Here is a 16453-nt window from a genome sequence, read left to right as displayed (position 1 = left end):
CGGCCTACCGACGGGGAACAGCGTTGATCCAATCGATTGATCGAGCAGCACAAGTGCTCTCATCACTTCAGGGCGCGCGCCATCTCGGAATCACCGAGCTCGCTGGCCATCTCGGACTCCCGCCTTCGACCGTCCACGGCATCGTCAAGTCGCTGCAGGCCCACGGCCTGGTCGCCAAAGAGCCCAACGGCAACCGCTACATGCTCGGCCCGGCTCTACTCAAACTCTCGAACGTGTACCTCGACACCCTCGACGTACGGGCGCGAGCCATGCGCTGGACCCAAGAACTTTCGCGGCGCACGGGGCTCGCCGTTCGCTTGGGTGCTGAGCTGTTTGACGAAGTCATCGTCATCCACCACAACAGCCGGCCCGATGGCAGCGAGCAAATGCCCGAAACCGGGCTCTCGATTCCCGTGCACGCCTCAGCCCTCGGCAAAATCTTGCTGACCTACAACGCGGATGCTGCGGACCAGCTTTTTGAGACCCCCCTGCGTAGCCTCACCGGGGACACCATCACCGACCCCTCCAAACTCACTCTGCAGTTTGCCCAGATTGCCGATCGCGGCATTGCCACGGAGGAAGACGAGGCCGTTCTCGGCGAATCGTCTATCGCGGCACCGATCGCTGACCGCAATGGCAGCGTCATCGCCGCCGTCGCGGTCGTGATGCCGTCGAGCGAATGGCCGCCAGAAGACAACGTGCTGAACGTGCTCCGCGAGACCGCGCGCAACATCTCTCGCGAGCTCGGCTTCACCGCCTGGCCACCGCCCGTCGTGCGCCGCCCCCTCGACGACTAGTCCCCGGCCACAGCGCACTTAACACAACAACGGCTGGCCACCCGTGGGGAGGTGACCAGCCGTTGTTGTCGTGGGTTAGTTGCTGAGTGGGTGCCGCCTAGAAGACGATCCAGACCCAGTCGTTACTGCTCTTTGAGCCCGTGACATTGTCGCTGGCCGGAGTGAACTCCGCGCGAACCTGGTGCAGGCCACGATCAAGCTTCGGCAGCTTCACCGTCACCTTTCCGTTGTCCGACTCGTCGAGCGTGATGGTGTCGACCTTCTTGCCGTCGACGGTTACCTTGACCGTTCCGGTCGCGGCAGCATCCTCGCCTGTAGCGACGCGGATGGTGGTGCTCACGGTGTTCCACGAGAACGCAATGTGTTTACTCACTGACAGCTTCACGCTCGAGCTGTAGTTGATCATCACGGCCTCGGAGGTTGCGCTCGCGCTCGGCAGGTCCTTCTTGCTGGCGGTGACAACGACGGTAATCGCCTTGCCCTCGTCAGCCGCTGTGACCTTGTACTTGCGCTTGTCGGCGCCGGCGATGTTCTCGCCGTTCGCCTGCCACTGGTAGCTGAACTTCAGCCCGTCGACATCCCACTCGCCGGGGTCAGCCGTGAGCTTCTTACCGACAAGAGGCTTGCCGGAGATCGTGGGCAGGACGGCGTTTACGGGTGTTCCCGGTAGAACATCTTCCTGCGTCACGACCTCGACTGCGGTGGTCGCACCCGTGTCGCCGTAGCTCACCAGCCCGAGGTAGTTCGTAAAGGGGGCCAGCCCCTCCCACGATGCGGTGTAGCTCACAGCTTCACCCTGAACACCCGACAACACCGCGGGATCGAGCCCCAACGGCTCTCCGGCACCCGGAACAACGGCGAAGGTTCGCACATCGAAGGCGGTGGAGGGATTGGCCGCATAGACAGAGGCGAGCACGAGATAGTTACCCGGAGCTGGATCAGCAAGGTTGACTTGCTCGTCTGCAGCCCCCGTGGCCGACTGCCACCCTGCGGTCGGCGTGCCGGCATCATCGAGCAGGTACACGACGAGGTCGAGGTCTGCGGTGTCGTCGATAGAGTCGAGATCGAAGCGCGCGTAGGTCGTGCCTTCGGGCACGGTTGCCGCGTACTGGAACTCATCTCCGGCAACACCAGATCCCGAGTGATCGGTTTCGGTGCCCGTGGGGTCTTCATAGAAGACACCAGCGGTGAGCCCGGTCGAGGTTAGCGGGATGTCGCCGTCTCCTCCGGGCGTGACCGTCACTTCGACGGCACCGTAGGTTCCGGTTCCGCTAGCGACCGCGGGCGCTTCGATAGTGACCGGACGCACGGCCACGGGGCTGTGCACGACAGTGTCGCCGCTGGTCCACGTGAGAGCACCGGTCGTGAACTGGTCGAGCGGAGCATCCGTTCGGCTGATTGTCACTTCGTAGCTCTGAGTTTCGCCTGCCGCGCCGAAGGTCAGCGTGGAGGGCGAGACGGTGGCGTCGATGCCGGGAACCGAGATGGATGCCTCGAACGTGCCCGCCTGGCTGGAGGTCACGGTACGAGTAATCGTTTCGGGAGCCGTCAGCGAACCGATACCGATGGATGCCAGGTTGAGATTGCTGGGATCGATCGCTTCGACCGCGGGGTCGAGCACGTCGTAGCCAGCGCCCTCAATGTAGGACAGCCAGTCGTTGATGTCATTCAGGTAGAGCAACCCAGGTTCGAAGAACTTGGTGGGGTCAACATGGCCCGCGCCCTGAGTGAAGGGGTCCGTGACGGGGTTTCCGTCGGCATCCACGGTGTCGTATGCGGTCGTCATGAACGCCGATTTGATCTCGGCGGGTGTCGCGTTGGGGCGCTCCCCGAGGTACAGGGCGGCGAGACCGGCAACGTGCGGCGACGACATTGAAGTACCCGAGAGAAGCGCGAACGTGGGCTCGGCGCCTTCAGCGTTGGCACTCGCCGCGAGAATACCGACACCGGGAGCCGACACGTCGGGTTTGATGATGTCGCTACCGTCAGCTTCGACGGGACCGCGCGACGAGAAGCCAGCAACCTGAGGTGTCGGTGGCTGGTACGCGGTTTCGTTGCCCGGGGTGAAGGTCGCCGTGGCGCCTTCGGTTGAGGCGTAGGCAACAACGGCATCGCGGTACTGAGCATCCAAGTGGATGGTCGGGATCACGTGAGTGTCGAGGTCAGTCGAGCTCGGCGTAACGTTCACGAGAACCGAGCCGATGCCACCGGCGCGAGCAACCTCGGCCGACTTGTCGACGCGAGCGATGACTCCGCGGTCACAGACCACGATCTTGCCCTCAACGAGAGCCGGGTCGAGGGTGTCAGCGAGGCACAGGTCGGGGTCAACGACGCCCTCGAGAGCGACATCCGCAGCGTAGACGAGTTCACCTGTCAGCGGTTCTGAGGCAGGGTCGAGGTCAACCGTGATCGAGGCACCAGGGAACTCTTGGCCGTCACCGAGGGTGACGGTGGCTTCGTAGTTCGGGATGGTGCTGGCGGCGACCGTAGTGATCCAAGGGGACGCGTTATCCAACGTCGTAGCTCCCGGGCCGTCGTTTCCGGCGGATGCCGCGACGAAGACACCGGCAGCAGCAGCGCCGAGGAAGGCCTGGTCGGTGGGCGAAACGGTGCTGGTGGCAGAGCCTCCACCGATCGAGTAGTTGATCACGTCGACGCCGTCAGCGACAGCCTGGTCGATAGCGGCCAAGAGGTCAGTGGATGCACAGCCGTCGTCGGTCGTATCGGTGGGGTCTGGTCCGCTCCAGCACACTTTGTAGGCAGCGATCTTGGCGGCGGGGGCAACACCAGAGAAGTAGCCGAGGGCGTTGCCGCCAACGGTGGCGTCAACTTCGAGATTGCCGGCTGCGGTGCTCGCGGTGTGCGAGCCGTGGCCATCACCGTCGCGCGGCGAAACGTATTCGCCGACGCTCGCGTCACCGAGGTTGCCGGCGCCGAAGCCGTCAAGGAAGTAGCGAGCGCTGATGACCTTGGTCGTGCAGTCAGCGGCGGTGAACTGTTCGCCTTCGGTGCAGACACCCGTGAAGGTGTGGCCGTCTGACTTCTCGAAGACGATGGAGTCACCATCGCGGTAGGGATCTACACCCGGCGTGCTACCGAGAGCGTCACCGGCGAAGGCCGGGTTTTCGGGAGCGAATCCGGTGTCGAGCACGCCGACTACGATTCCCTCACCGGCGGTTTCTGCGCCACCGATGGAGGCCCAGAGTCCGTCTTCGCCTTCGAGGCCGAGGAATTCAGTTGACCGCTGCGCTGCGGTGATCTTCTTCAGCTCATCCGGAACGATGGAGGCAACAAGTTTGTTCGCCGAAAGCTCTGCCGCTTGAGCTGCGGTCAGGTCGGCCGAGAAGCCGTTTGTCGCAAGCGTGTAGGAGTAGTCGATGTCAGCGCCGACGGATGCCGCAGCATCCTCTTGCTTCTCTTCCAGATACTCGGTGTAGTCCTGCACTACTTGGCGGCGAGGGTTCAGCTGCTCGCCATCGGGTGGGGTTGTCGCGTCGAAACCGCGCACACCACCGTCGTAGGTTGCAGCAGCCTGATCCACCATCGTGACGATGTAACGCCCCGGGGTAAATTCAGTTTGGCCGCCACCACCAATGGATGCTGGTGCAGCTGTGGCGCCGAGTGCGGCGCCGGTAACCAGGGAAGTGGCGACAAGAGTTGTCGTTGCCACCACCGATATGACTCTTCGAATGCTCACGAATGTTCCTATTCTTCTGTGAATGGGACTTGCCTTATTGACGTGCACACGCTGATCAGAGCGTGTTTGCGAAGCTGGTGGTCGGGCACTCACCACGAGCCACTATATGTGCGTTCTACCCCTTTACAGGGGGTCTCTCCCGATCAGCGTTACCTTAACGTGACATATTGTCCGCTCTTTGGGGGACGCAGCCTGATGGCATCCCAGCGTCGACGCACCGTCGTTGACGGAGTGCACTATAAGTGCACTATGCTGCACTTATGGATGAACCTACCGAGCTCCTTGCACGCACCATCGGCGCCCGCGTCAAGAATGAGCGCCAAGCGCGCAAGCTGACGCTCGACCAACTCGCCAAGAATGCCGGAGTCAGCCGCCGGATGGTCGTCAACGTCGAGCAGGGCATGGCCAACCCCAGCGTGGGAACCCTGCTGCGCCTCAGCGAAGCCCTCGGCGTGAGCCTGCCCGCCCTCGTAGAACCGCCTACAGCCCAGAAGGCGAAAGTCACTCGCGCCGGCGCTGGCGCAGCCCTCTGGACGGGAGAGCACGGCGGTCGCGGCATCCTGATGGCCTCCAGCAACACCCCCGAAGCCCTCGAGCTGTGGGAGTGGACGTTCATGCCCGGCGACTCACATTCGAGTGAAGCGCACAGTGCGGGCACTCAAGAATTACTGCACGTGCTCGAGGGCGAGCTCACGATGACCGTCGCCAGTGAGACCTTCGTTCTCGGCACCGGAGATTCGCTGGCGTTCCCCGGCGACGAAGACCACACCTACAACAACCAAAGCCCCGAGCCCACACGATTCGTCTTGACCGTGCTCGAACCGGGCGTCGGCGCATCACACCGAGCGGAGACTTCTCATGCGTGAGACGCGCGAGCCGCTGCCCGCGTGGTCGATGGCGGTGGCCGCCATGATGATGATCCAGCTGAGCTCGGCTTTCTCGGTGGGACTCATCGAGCAGGTCGGCGCCGGCGGAACCGCGTGGCTGCGGTTGGTCTTTGGCGGCATCATCTTCTTGATGATTGCGCGCCCGCAGGTGCGTCGCATCCGTCGTCAAGACGTAGCCCCGATTCTCGGGCTGGGTGTCGCTACAGCAGTGATGTCGGTCGCCTTCCTTTCGGCGCTCGAACACATCCCGCTCGGCACCGCTGTGGCCATCGAATTCTTGGGACCGCTCGCCGTCGCCGCCATTCGAAGCGGTAGCGCGCGGATGCTCGCCTGGCCCGCTCTGGCGCTGGTCGGCGTTGTGCTGCTCACCGAGCCGTGGGAGGGCGAAACGAACCTCATCGGCGTCGGCTTCGCTCTGCTGGCCGGAGCGGGCTGGGGTAGCTACATCTTGCTCACGCAAAAGGTCGGTGATCGCTTCACGGGCATCAGCTCGCTGTCAATGACCATCCCGATTGCTGCGCTCATGGCGACCTTCGTCGGAGCACCCCAGGTCATTCCCGACTTCGACTGGCGCGTATTGCCGATCGCGCTCGGCCTTGCACTACTCTCCCCCGTGCTGCCATTCGGGCTTGAGATGCTGGCGCTGCGCCGGATGACCCACACCGCGTTCGGCACGCTCATGGCGCTCGAACCAGCTTTCGGAGTGCTCGTCGGACTCATCGTGCTGCACCAGATTCCGTCATTCGTACAGTGGATCGGCATCGGCCTCGTCGTGCTCGCAGGAGCCGCGGCCCAACGCAGCGGAACTCGCACGCCCGCGCCCGAACTCGACCCTGCGCCGCACGCCTAGCGCGAGGCATCGACAAAAGAGTCAAAGGAACATAGCCTGCATCGCATGAGAGTCTATTTTTTGATTTCATCGTGGCTAGTGACAGCCTTGATCGCGGTGCTGGGCGTGTTTGCCGGGCAAACCATCTGGTTCTATGAAGAGCCATTACTTGGCGCGATCGTTACCCCACCGAGCTACTACATAGCGGCATACTCGGGCGTCACCGTCTTGACCTTGAGTTTCGTGCAGAGCGTCGCGCTGTCAGTCAGCTACGCGACCAGAAAAGCTGCATCGGCAGCATCATCCGAAAACTCTCAATAACGAAACAAGCGCCGCTCGTCACGAAGATGAGCGGCGCTTGGAGTAGCGAGAAGTGCCTGTTAAAGCCTCTGCTTGCTACAGAGTTTCGAGAATTTCGCGCATGAGCTTGGCAGCTTCAGACGGCGTCTTGCCGACCTTCACACCAGCGGCTTCTAGTGCTTCCTTCTTGGCCTGAGCGGTTCCGGCGGAGCCAGAAACGATCGCACCGGCGTGACCCATGGTCTTACCCTCGGGTGCCGTGAAGCCAGCAACGTAACCCACAACAGGCTTCGTGACGTGAGCCTTGATGTAGTCAGCGGCACGCTCTTCAGCGTCTCCACCGATCTCACCAATCATCACGATTGCCTTGGTCTCGGGGTCAGCCTCGAACGCTTCAAGAGCGTCGATGTGCGTCGTGCCGATGATGGGGTCGCCACCGATACCGATTGCGGTCGAGAATCCGAGATCACGGAGTTCGTACATCATCTGGTACGTGAGCGTTCCCGACTTGGAGACGAGACCGATCGGGCCCTTGCCGGTGATGTTCGCGGGCGTGATGCCGACGAGTGCTTCACCGGGCGTGATGATTCCGGGGCAGTTCGGACCAATGATGCGGGTCTTGTTGCCCTTCTCCTGCGCGTAAGCCCAGAACTCAGCCGAGTCACCGACGGGAACACCCTCGGTGATGATGACGAGCAGCGGGATCTCAGCGTCGATAGCTTCGACAACGGCATCCTTGGTGAAGGCCGGAGGAACAAAAGCGATCGAAACATCCGCTCCCGTCTTCTCCATTGCTTCAGCAACAGTGCCAAACACGGGCAGCTCAACGTCACCGTGAACTACCGTCGTGCCAGCCTTGCGTGCGTTGACGCCGCCAACGACCTGGGTGCCAGCAGCGAGCATGAGAGCGGTGTGCTTGGTGCCCTCACCGCCGGTGATGCCCTGAACGATGACCTTGGAATCCTTGTTGAGGAAAATTGACATGCTCGGTTCCTTACTTCGCGGCGTTGGCGAGTTCGGCAGCCTTGTCGGCGCCCTCGTCCATAGATGCGGCTAGCGTCACGAGGGGGTGGTTCGCTTCGGCGAGAATCGCGCGACCCTCCTCGACCTTGTTGCCGTCGAGGCGGACAACGAGAGGCTTGTTGGCTGAGCTGCCGAGTTCTGCGAGCGCACCCACAATTCCCTTAGCAACAGCGTCACACGCGGTGATTCCACCGAAGACGTTGACGAAGACGCTCTTGACCTGAGGGTCGTTGAGAATAACGTCGAGCCCGGCGGCCATGACCTCAGCGGAGGCTCCACCACCGATGTCGAGGAAGTTGGCGGGCTTCACGTTGCCGTGGTTTTCGCCAGCGTAGGCAACAACATCCAGCGTCGACATGACGAGGCCGGCACCGTTACCGATGACACCGACTTCACCGTCGAGCTTGACGTAGTTGAGGTCGTTGGCCTTAGCCTTCGCCTCGAGCGGGTCAGCCGCTGCAGCATCTTCGAGAGCGGCGTGCTTGGGGTGACGGAACTCAGCGTTCTCGTCGAGCGATACCTTGCCGTCGAGAGCCAGGATCTGGCCGTCTTCGGTGAGCACGAGGGGGTTGACCTCAACGAGAGTTGCGTCTTCGCCCTTGTACACGTCGTAGAGCTTCACGAAGACAGGGGCAACCTTGTCAACGAGTTCGGCCGGGAAGTTCGCAGCCTTAGCGATTTCGGTGGCCTTGGCGAGGTCAATACCCTGCATCGGGTTGATCTCGATCTTGGCGAGAGCCTCGGGGCGCTCAACAGCAAGCACCTCGATTTCCACTCCACCCTCAACGCTGCAGAGCGAAAGGTAGGAGCGGTTTGCTCGGTCGAGCAGCACGGAGAAGTAGAACTCCTGCGCGATGCGAGCACCGGCAGCAATCATTACTCGCTTGACCGTGTGGCCGTTGATGTCGAGACCAAGGATCTGCTCGGCTGCGGCGTATGCGTCGTCGGCGTTGTGAACCACCTTGACACCACCCGCCTTGCCGCGACCGCCGGTCTTGACCTGAGCCTTGACTACAACGGTTCCACCGATTTTCTCGGCTGCTGCTTTGGCTTCTTCTGGGGTGTCGGCAATTAGGCCGGCAAGTACTGGTACGCCATAAGACTCAAACACGTCTCTGGCCTGGTACTCATATAGATCCACGCTGCTCATTCCAATCCGCGCGTAATGGTGAGTGGGGAAGGCGGCGAAACGGTGCCAAGTTGGTCGGCTCCCAGAGTCGCGCGCCAATAGAAAACCTTACCGTGCCTAACGTTGTGGGTTTTCCGATAGCGGGCTGTACAGGGCGAAAGATCAGTAAATCTTGTGTTTACACGCTCCTAAACTGGCTTCATGCCCGCATCCGCCCCTCTCAGAATTGCGGATGTCTCTGCCGACGTCGCTCTGTTGGCCGGCGGTGGGGCGGCCATCCTGTTGCAAATCGCGCACCCTGCTGTGGGGCAGGCGGTCGCCGAGCACAGTGACTTTGCGCGGCGCCCCTTGGATCGCCTGAACGGCACCCTCACGTATCTCTACGTCACCGTCTATGGCACGCCGGTTGAGGCTGCCGAGGTTGCGCGGCGAGTGGGCGCGGCTCACCGTCCAGTGCGGGCCGACAGCTACAACGCCCGTGACCCGCAGCTGCAGTTGTGGGTCGCCGCCACGCTGTACGACACCGCCATGCGCGTGCGCGAGCTGGTGTTCGGGCCGCTGCGCGACGTGGATGCCGAAACCCTGCTCGCCGACTACGCCGTGATCGCGACCGCGCTCGGCGTTCCGCGCGCGCTGTGGCCGGCCGACCGTGCGGCGTTCGCTGCCTACTGGAACGAGAGCGTGGCGTCGTTGCGCGTCACGGACGCGAGCCAACGAGTTGCCCAGCAGTTGCTGCATCCGACCGGCGGCCCGTGGTGGCTGCGGGCGTCAATGCCACTCGTTCGCGTGCTGACCGCAGGGCTGCTGAGCCCTGAACTGCGCGAGGCCTATGCGCTCCCCCACAATCCAAAACGCTTTGACCTGATCATGCGGGTCACGCGCGCGGTGTACCCGCACCTTCCCCGCTGGGTGCGCTTCGCGGCGCAGCGCCGGTATCTCGCAAAGTTTCGGCGATCGCCGGCCGCCAGCGGCAGTAACGGCGGGTAACCCTTTCAGCCTCGGCAATCTCGCCAAGGTGCGCTCCGTCGGGCGAGCGAACACGCTTGCCCGACGGAGCTAGAAATAGTGGCACTTATCGCTTGGGGTTTACCGCCGCGATTGTGAGACAAACACCTGCTGAAACCAGCAAGCAGACGCTTATCCACCAACTTTCTGGTTCTGTTGCCTGCACCACTGCGAACATCACCACCGCCATGACGGCGAGCACGCCGCCAATCACCCACAGCGCAATGCGGAGAGGACGCGGAATCGACTGATTCATAAGATTGCCCTTCTAATGCTTCCGTTGCTTACCTTTACAGGCACCACAAAGATATAAGCCACTTATACATGCCGCCCAACGCGGCCTTAAGACCGCCTGCTGCAGCGATCGCTGCACCAACTGGCCCCGTGAAGAGCGCCGTCACGCCGCCGGCCGCCGCTACCAACGTGCCGAGCGCGATTTCACCTTCAGCGTACTTGTTGAGATACCAGCAAAAGTCCCGAGTGCTTGTAGCAGAGGTCGACACAAGACCTTTCGAGGAATCTGCACCGATTTCATCACGTTCGGAACAGTTAAGGGCCGCCGGGTCAACCAGCTCGCCGTTAGTCCACGATCTCATCGAACCGGATTCTTCGTAAACCACTTCGACGGTGGAGATTTGGTTCCCAGCGGAATCGAAGTACGCGCCGACGAACGACCGCACCTCAACTTCGGGCGCTTTAACTGCGACCGACACAAACGAGACGACACCTGGGATTTCCCAAGCCTCGACATCCGAGCGATTTATTGGGTACCCGCTAGAGGAATCAACCGGCAACTCAGCGGCGTCGAGCAACTCAACAGCTTGAAATTCAGTAAGAATCGCTTGATCGTTCGCGCTGGAGCTCGACTGCTCGGCGCTGGCCGAAACCGCTCCAAAGGTCGCGAGCAAACTGCCCATTACTAAAGCCGCGATTGTGGATATCGACTTCGATCTATTGGCTCTAATCCGATAATTAGTCATAAATACAGCCTACGAATCACTCCTGACCATTACCCGAGCAATCGTTGGCACTCAGCGCTCGCAGGTACTAGCCCATCATCACGACAGAGCGAGCAATCTAGGTGCCGCTCCTGGGGAAGGTTGAGTCGTCGCAGCGCGCGACTATTGGTGCGCTCGCATTTACTCGGTCTTCCGCACTCGCGCCCGCTAGCATCAGCGTGTGACCACAATGGACGACGAACGCGACGAGACCGTGCTGCCGGTCGACTTCGCGAGCGAGCACGGACTGGCGCTTCCCGTGGAGTTGCTCGACTACGCGGCGCTCGTCGAGCGAATGGGCCCGAGCTATTTCGAACGCGCGCAGCGGCCCTCCTTTGAACTCATGATTGTCATCCGCAGTGGCAGCGGCTCGCACACCGTCGACTTTCAGACGATCACCCTGCACCCCGGCCGCGTGCTGTTCGTGCGACCCGGGCAAGTGCAGCAGTGGCACGTCGAAAACGACCTCAGCGCCAGTGTGGTCGTGGCATCGCCCACCGCAACGAAAACAGCGCCGTGGCTTCCGGGCGATCCGGCTCACGCTGACCTGGGCGAGCACTCGCTCACCACCGCACTCGCGCTTGTCGCCGCGATCGAGCGGGAACAAGCGCGATTCACCGCCGACGAGCACTCCGTCACCCTGCTCAGCGCGCTGTTCGCTGCACTCGTCGCTCTCTATCAGCGCGCCAGCAGTGAGCCCGGCCGCGGCGCCCTCCCCCACGCCTACCTCGCCTTCCGCGCAGCCCTCGAACGCGACCTCACTCGCAGCCGCAATGTTCGTGACTACGTCACCGGCCTCGGCTATTCCGAGCGCACCGTCAGCCGCGCGTGCCAAACCGTCACGGGCCTCACTGCCAAAGCGCTGCTGGATGAGCGGCTCATGCTCGAGGCACAACGACTGCTGGCGCACACTGACGGCACCGTGGCATCCATCTCGACGGCGCTCGGATTCAGCGAGCCCACCAACTTTGCGAAGTTCTTCGAGCGCGTCGTCGGCACCTCGCCCGCGGAGTTCCGGCGCAGTCTTGTCCACTTTGCACCATAAGCGGTCGCGGTCGTACCTGTGCTCGCTTCTCGCTGCGCGGGATGCTTGAAGTACTCAATCGCACCCCTCACCACACTTCTAGGAGCACCCCATGGGACAACGACTCGACAACGTCACCGCCATCTACCTCGAAGGCATTCGCGACGGGAACTACGTCGATGCCGTGAACAAGTACGTCGGCCAGCGCTATACGCAGCACTCCACGCCCGTACGAGATGGCAAAGAGGGTTTCATCGAATTCTTTGAAGACTTTACAACCCGCAACCCCATCCGCGACATCGAGATTGTTCGCGGCTTCGAAGATGGAGCCTTTGTCTTCATCCAGGCTCACCAGAAGCTCAACAACGGCGAGTTCATTTATGTGACCGCCGATATTTTCGACACCGACGATGATGCCAAACTCATCGAGCACTGGGACATGATCGCCGAAGTCGAGCCCACGAGCGTGAGCGGCCGCACGCCGCTTGACGGCCCAACCGAGGTTACCGATCTCGACAAGACCGAGGTCAACAAGCATCTCGTTTCGGAGTTCGCCGCAAAGGTTCTCGTCGGCGCAGACCTCGCCCTTGCCTCCACCTACGTTCACGCTGACCTTGCTCAGCACGACGCTCGCATTGCCGACGGCCTCGACGCCTTCGTGAGCTACGCCACCGCGAACGGTCTCGTCTACAAGCAGATTCACAAAGTGATCGGCTCGGGCAACTTTGTGGCTGTGCTCGCCGAAGCCGAGATCGCGGGCACTGCTACCGCCCTGATCGACCTCTACCGAGTCGAGAATGGCCTCATCGCTGAGCACTGGGTTGTCTCCGAAGAGATCACCGACCCGAGCACCTGGGTCAACTCCGGCAAGTTCTAAACAGGCTGAAGCGAACTACGCGAGTTCGAACTCAATCGTTCCGGTAGCAATCTCGGCAGAAACGAGTCGCACGCGCACCGTGTCTCCGGCCGAAACCGTGCCGGAGATGCGGGCCGTGATTACCGGTTCAGCGATCTGGATGACGCCACCCTCGGCGCGCTCCGAAACCACTGTTGCCTCGAACTCCTCGCCCACTCGCGGCCGCAACAGTGCCGCTTCGATCACGTCTACCGACGAGCGGTCGAACTGCGACGCCAGCTGACTCGTGCGGCCCATGATCTTGGGCAGTTGCGGCAGCGCTTCACGCACCCACTGGGGAACATCGCGACCAGCAACGATTGCCTCACACGCCACGAGCACAAAGCGGTCCACGAGTCGCCGCAGCGGCGCAGTCGCGTGAGCGTAGGGCGCTGCAACGGCGGCCTGGATGGTGTCTTCGGGCAGTTCGCCGTCGAAGGGCGTGTAACCGGCTCCGCGAAAGAGAGACGTGGCGGCGTGGGTCGCCGCGAGGGCGCGAGGGTCGGAGTGGTCGAGGGTGCGCAAGTACTCGCCATAGTTTTGGTTCTCGGGCCACGGGCATCCGAGGCTCGCTACCTGACGGCGGAACTGCTCAAGCGTCTCGTCATCGGGCGCGGGCATCGTGCGCAGAATGCCCACCTTGCCCTCGAGCATGATGCGAGCGGCCTCCATGCCGGTCATGAGCGAGACGTGGGCGTTGTAGTCCTCGACGGGCAGCGAAGCGCGACGCTCGATCACATACTGGCCATCAACGACAGCCACTTCTTCGTCGGGACGGTTGAGGCTCGCTCCCCCACGCTGGCGTTCGAGCTCGGTGCGCAGGCGCCCAAACTCGGGCAGCAGCGAGAGCGATTCGTCCGCGCGGTCGTTGTCGAGCAACTCTTGCACTTCGACATAGTTGAACTGGCGACGGTTACGCACTTGCGCGCGCACGAGAGTTGTCTCGATGACCTCGCCCGTGGCATCCAAGTCGAAGGTCCACACGAAAGCGGGTCGCGTCGCACCAGCCAGCAGCGATGCGGCATCTTCACTGATGATCGTCGGATGCAACGGCACCCGGTCATCGGGGCCGTACAAGGTTTGGCCGCGCTTGCGGGCTTCCGCATCAACGACGGAACCGGGCAGCACGAAGGCGGGCACTTCAGCGATCGCGTACATCACGCGCAGCGTTTCGCCGGTGCGTTCGAGGTAGAGCGCCTGATCGAGATCGGTGGCGCCCTCGGGGTCGATCGTGACGAAGGGAATGTCGGTGAGGTCGAGCTCAGGCGGCTCGAATGCAGCTACAGCAGCCGCAGCCGCTTCTTCGACTTCAGCACTGAACTCGGTGGGCAGCTTGAGCTCAACGCGCACTGCCGCGAGCGCCTTCGCTAGCTCATCGTCGGTATCGAGCGGTCGAACGCGCGGAACAACCAGCCGAGGCTCCCAGTGACGCGGCGTACCCGACTGCGGTGTTCCTTCGGAATCAAAGTTTCTCAATGGGAGCAATCTTGATCAGCAGACGCTTGCGCCCTGCAGTGTCGAATTGAACGTCAGCAATACTCTTCGGGCCAGCGCCCGTGACCTGATTCACGGTTCCGTCACCAAAGTCAGCGTGACGGATGCGGTCGCCCGCCACCAGAGTGAGGTCGCCATTGTCGCGCACGGTTGCCGTGACGGGGTTCGCCCATTCGGTCTTAGCGCGTGGAGGTGCCGGCGGCAATCCGCCCGCTGCCGCTGCCCGGAGCGAACCGGACCACGAGCCGCCACCGCTGTTGCCATCGCGGCGAGCGTTGAGCGCCCTCGACTGAGTGCCACCGCGCGAGTTTGCCATTCCCGGCGACTGCTTCCAGTCAATGAGTTCGGTCGGAATCTCTTGCAGGTAGCGGCTCGGCATTGCCACGTTGACCTCACCGAACTGCGCGCGAGTCATCGCGAGCGAGAGGAACAGTCGCTTGCGGGCACGCGTGATGCCCACATAGAACAGGCGCCGCTCTTCGGCGGGGCCACCGGGCTCGTTGGCCGACATACGGTGAGGCAGCAGGTCTTCTTCGACACCGGTAAGGAACACGGAGTCGTACTCGAGGCCCTTCGCGGTGTGTAGCGTCATGAGCGACACGGTTCCGCTGGAGTCATCAAGGTCATCCGCCGCGGCCACGAGCGACACCTCGGTGAGGAAGTCGAGCAGGGTGCCATCGGGGTTGTTCTTGCCGAACTCCTTGGTCACAGCCACGAGCTCGTCCACGTTCTCGGCGCGAGCTTCATCCTGTGGGTCTTGCGAGGCACGCAGCGCAGCAAGGTAGCCCGAGCGTTCGAGCAGTTCGGTCAAAATGTCAGCGGGCTTGGATGTTTCCACCTTCGCCATTACCTCGTCGAGCACCTCGGCCAAACCGACGATCGCTTTCGTCACTTTGGGGCCGAGGCCGAGTTCGGAGGCGTTGCGCATCGCATCGCGCAGGGTCACTCCCCGGTCATCCGCCCACGCCTGCAACGCAGCTTCGGTCGCCGGACCAATGCCACGTTTCGGGGTGTTCATGATGCGACGCAGCGCCAGCGGATCCGCCGGGTTAGCAACCGCAATCAGGTAACCGAAGGCATCCTTGATTTCCGCGCGCTCGTAGAACTTCGTGCCCCCGAGAACTCGGTAGGGCAGAGCCGCGCGAATGAAGATCTCTTCCAGCGCACGTGTCTGCGAGTTAGTGCGATAGAAGACGGCAATGTCTTTGTAAGCGACGCCTTCATCGTGCAGCTTCTGAATCTCATCCGCCACAAATTGCGCTTCGTCGTGCCCCGAGTACCCGGTGAATCCGACGATCTTGTCGCCAGCACCGACCGTAGTGAAGAGCTTTTTGTCTTTGCGGTCAAAGTTGTGGGAGATCACCGCGTTTGCGGCATCCAGAATCGTCTGGGTCGAACGGTAATTCTGCTCAAGCAGAATCACGGTCGAGCGGGGAAAGTCACGCTCAAATTCCACGATGTTACGGATGTCGGCCCCGCGGAACGCATAGATCGACTGATCGCTGTCGCCCACCACCGTGAGCGACGCAGCCTCGAGTTCGTTGGACTGCCCCTGCACAAGTACGCCAGGCGAGGTCTCGAATTGCTCGGGAGCCGGCGGCTTGGTCAGCTCACGAATCAGCGCGTACTGCGCGTGGTTCGTGTCTTGGTACTCGTCGACAAGGATGTGCTTGAAGCGGCGCTGGTACGTTGCCGCAATGTGCGGGAACGCCCGGAAGAGGTAGACCGTCTGACCGATGAGATCGTCAAAGTCGAAAGCGTTGGCATCGCTGAGACCGCGCGTGTAGCGGCGGAAGACCTCCAGAAACTTCTTCTCTGTCGGGTCGTTCAGGTTGGCATCCCGCGCGAAACCTTCGACGTCGGTTAGCTCGTTCTTGAGCTGCGAGATGCGATTAGCGGCCTTGCTGACGGTGAGGCCAAACATGTCGGCGTCGAGCTCTTTGAGAATTCGCTTGAGTAGAGCTTTGCTGTCGGCCGAGTCGTAAATGGTGAAGTTCTTGGAGAACCCGAAGGCTTCCGCTTCGCGCCGCAAGATGCGCACACACGCGGAGTGGAAGGTAGAGATCCACATGCCCTCAGCCGAGTCGCCGACGATCGCCCCGACGCGCTCGCGCATTTCGGCGGCAGCCTTATTGGTGAAGGTGATGGCCAGAATTTGGCTCGGCCATGCTTCACGCGAGCGCAGCAGCCCGGCGATACGACGCGTGAGCACGCTCGTTTTACCCGAACCGGCACCCGCCACAATCAGCAACGAGGGGCCGCGGTATTCAACGGCTTCGCGTTGGCGCGGATTCAGCCCATCGAGCAGAGGGTCGCCAACGGGATTGCCGTCGTCAGAACGGCCAGGGTCGTGAGAGTCAAGAGCTGTCGTCATC

14 protein-coding genes are annotated in these 16453 nt (G+C 62.1%); 7 read left to right on the top strand and 7 right to left on the bottom strand.

All coding sequences use genetic code 11. The features are described 5' to 3' along the window. Nucleotides 1–23 precede the first annotated feature (23 nt). Complete coding sequence (locus ACR3YK_RS08020) at nucleotides 24–797, top strand: IclR family transcriptional regulator (protein WP_486174377.1); 774 nt, start codon at nucleotides 24–26, stop codon at nucleotides 795–797. A gap of 97 nt (nucleotides 798–894) precedes the next feature. Here ACR3YK_RS08020 and ACR3YK_RS08015 read toward each other — a convergent pair whose 3' ends face one another. Then, the gene (locus ACR3YK_RS08015) at nucleotides 895–4494 is read right to left on the bottom strand and encodes a S8 family serine peptidase (protein ID WP_486174376.1); all 3600 of its coding nucleotides are present in this window, start codon (nucleotides 4492–4494) and stop codon (nucleotides 895–897) included. Nucleotides 4495–4754: 260 nt separating this feature from the next. On the opposite strand from ACR3YK_RS08015, the gene ACR3YK_RS08010 reads away from it, so the two are divergent. Genes ACR3YK_RS08010 through ACR3YK_RS08000 form a run of 3 tightly spaced genes read left to right on the top strand, consistent with a single transcriptional unit; the run spans nucleotide 4755 to nucleotide 6531 of the window. Further along, nucleotides 4755–5360, top strand: a complete 606-nt coding sequence (locus ACR3YK_RS08010; protein ID WP_486174375.1) for a helix-turn-helix domain-containing protein — start codon at nucleotides 4755–4757, stop codon at nucleotides 5358–5360. Then, complete coding sequence (locus ACR3YK_RS08005; RefSeq protein WP_486174374.1) at nucleotides 5353–6231, top strand: EamA family transporter; 879 nt, start codon at nucleotides 5353–5355, stop codon at nucleotides 6229–6231. Before ACR3YK_RS08010 ends, ACR3YK_RS08005 begins: the two co-directional genes overlap by 8 nt. A gap of 45 nt (nucleotides 6232–6276) precedes the next feature. Continuing rightward, nucleotides 6277–6531, top strand: a complete 255-nt coding sequence (locus tag ACR3YK_RS08000) for a hypothetical protein (protein WP_486174373.1) — start codon at nucleotides 6277–6279, stop codon at nucleotides 6529–6531. A 75-nt stretch (nucleotides 6532–6606) separates the two neighbouring features. Here the strand turns inward: ACR3YK_RS08000 and sucD are convergent, their stop codons facing one another. Both sucD and sucC read right to left on the bottom strand, forming a co-directional pair. Further along, the gene (gene sucD / locus ACR3YK_RS07995; protein WP_100388269.1) at nucleotides 6607–7494 is read right to left on the bottom strand and encodes a succinate--CoA ligase subunit alpha; all 888 of its coding nucleotides are present in this window, start codon (nucleotides 7492–7494) and stop codon (nucleotides 6607–6609) included. A gap of 10 nt (nucleotides 7495–7504) precedes the next feature. Beyond that, nucleotides 7505–8674: an ADP-forming succinate--CoA ligase subunit beta gene (sucC, locus tag ACR3YK_RS07990; RefSeq protein WP_100388268.1), complete on the bottom strand. Its 1170-nt coding sequence runs from the start codon at nucleotides 8672–8674 to the stop codon at nucleotides 7505–7507. 189 nt (nucleotides 8675–8863) lie between these two features. Here sucC and ACR3YK_RS07985 point away from each other — a divergent pair, with 189 nt between their 5' ends. Next, nucleotides 8864–9649 carry an oxygenase MpaB family protein gene (locus ACR3YK_RS07985; protein WP_486174372.1) on the top strand — a complete coding sequence of 262 codons (786 nt, stop codon included), beginning with the start codon at nucleotides 8864–8866 and terminating at the stop codon, nucleotides 9647–9649. An 85-nt stretch (nucleotides 9650–9734) separates the two neighbouring features. Here the strand turns inward: ACR3YK_RS07985 and ACR3YK_RS07980 are convergent, their stop codons facing one another. Together ACR3YK_RS07980 and ACR3YK_RS07975 are read right to left on the bottom strand one after the other, a co-directional pair. Next, entirely contained in the window at nucleotides 9735–9923 is a 189-nt protein-coding gene (locus tag ACR3YK_RS07980) for a hypothetical protein (RefSeq protein WP_486174371.1), read from the bottom strand. A 34-nt stretch (nucleotides 9924–9957) separates the two neighbouring features. After that, the gene (locus ACR3YK_RS07975) at nucleotides 9958–10584 is read right to left on the bottom strand and encodes a hypothetical protein (RefSeq protein WP_486174370.1); all 627 of its coding nucleotides are present in this window, start codon (nucleotides 10582–10584) and stop codon (nucleotides 9958–9960) included. 271 nt (nucleotides 10585–10855) lie between these two features. On the opposite strand from ACR3YK_RS07975, the gene ACR3YK_RS07970 reads away from it, so the two are divergent. Together ACR3YK_RS07970 and ACR3YK_RS07965 are read left to right on the top strand one after the other, a co-directional pair. Beyond that, nucleotides 10856–11710: a helix-turn-helix domain-containing protein gene (locus ACR3YK_RS07970; protein ID WP_486176394.1), complete on the top strand. Its 855-nt coding sequence runs from the start codon at nucleotides 10856–10858 to the stop codon at nucleotides 11708–11710. 91 nt (nucleotides 11711–11801) lie between these two features. Then, the gene (locus tag ACR3YK_RS07965; RefSeq protein ID WP_486174369.1) at nucleotides 11802–12566 is read left to right on the top strand and encodes a nuclear transport factor 2 family protein; all 765 of its coding nucleotides are present in this window, start codon (nucleotides 11802–11804) and stop codon (nucleotides 12564–12566) included. A 15-nt stretch (nucleotides 12567–12581) separates the two neighbouring features. On the opposite strand, the gene ACR3YK_RS07960 is transcribed toward ACR3YK_RS07965, so the two are convergent. Then, nucleotides 12582–13997 (bottom strand): RNB domain-containing ribonuclease, encoded by a 1416-nt coding sequence (locus ACR3YK_RS07960; RefSeq protein ID WP_486176393.1) that lies wholly within the window; start codon nucleotides 13995–13997, stop codon nucleotides 12582–12584. A 49-nt stretch (nucleotides 13998–14046) separates the two neighbouring features. Next, nucleotides 14047–16452 (bottom strand): ATP-dependent helicase, encoded by a 2406-nt coding sequence (locus tag ACR3YK_RS07955; protein WP_486174368.1) that lies wholly within the window; start codon nucleotides 16450–16452, stop codon nucleotides 14047–14049. Between the last annotated feature and the right edge of the window lies 1 nt (nucleotide 16453).

It is taken from the genome of Salinibacterium sp. 10G20-15 (assembly GCF_057365065.1).
This window is presented reverse-complemented; position numbering and strand designations above follow the sequence as displayed.

Bases quoted from the DNA above. Each gene is read 5' to 3' on its own strand.
- ACR3YK_RS08000 (WP_486174373.1), top strand. From the start codon at position 6,277: ATGAGAGTCTATTTTTTGATTTCATCGTGGCTAGTGACAGCCTTGATC.
- ACR3YK_RS07985 (WP_486174372.1), top strand. From the start codon at position 8,864: ATGCCCGCATCCGCCCCTCTCAGAATTGCGGATGTCTCTGCCGACGTC.
- sucD (WP_100388269.1), bottom strand. From the start codon at position 7,494: ATGTCAATTTTCCTCAACAAGGATTCCAAGGTCATCGTTCAGGGCATC.
- ACR3YK_RS07965 (WP_486174369.1), top strand. From the start codon at position 11,802: ATGGGACAACGACTCGACAACGTCACCGCCATCTACCTCGAAGGCATT.
- ACR3YK_RS08010 (WP_486174375.1), top strand. From the start codon at position 4,755: ATGGATGAACCTACCGAGCTCCTTGCACGCACCATCGGCGCCCGCGTC.
- ACR3YK_RS07970 (WP_486176394.1), top strand. From the start codon at position 10,856: ATGGACGACGAACGCGACGAGACCGTGCTGCCGGTCGACTTCGCGAGC.
- ACR3YK_RS07980 (WP_486174371.1), bottom strand. From the start codon at position 9,923: ATGAATCAGTCGATTCCGCGTCCTCTCCGCATTGCGCTGTGGGTGATT.
- ACR3YK_RS07975 (WP_486174370.1), bottom strand. From the start codon at position 10,584: ATGGGCAGTTTGCTCGCGACCTTTGGAGCGGTTTCGGCCAGCGCCGAG.
- ACR3YK_RS08005 (WP_486174374.1), top strand. From the start codon at position 5,353: ATGCGTGAGACGCGCGAGCCGCTGCCCGCGTGGTCGATGGCGGTGGCC.
- ACR3YK_RS07955 (WP_486174368.1), bottom strand. From the start codon at position 16,452: ATGACGACAGCTCTTGACTCTCACGACCCTGGCCGTTCTGACGACGGC.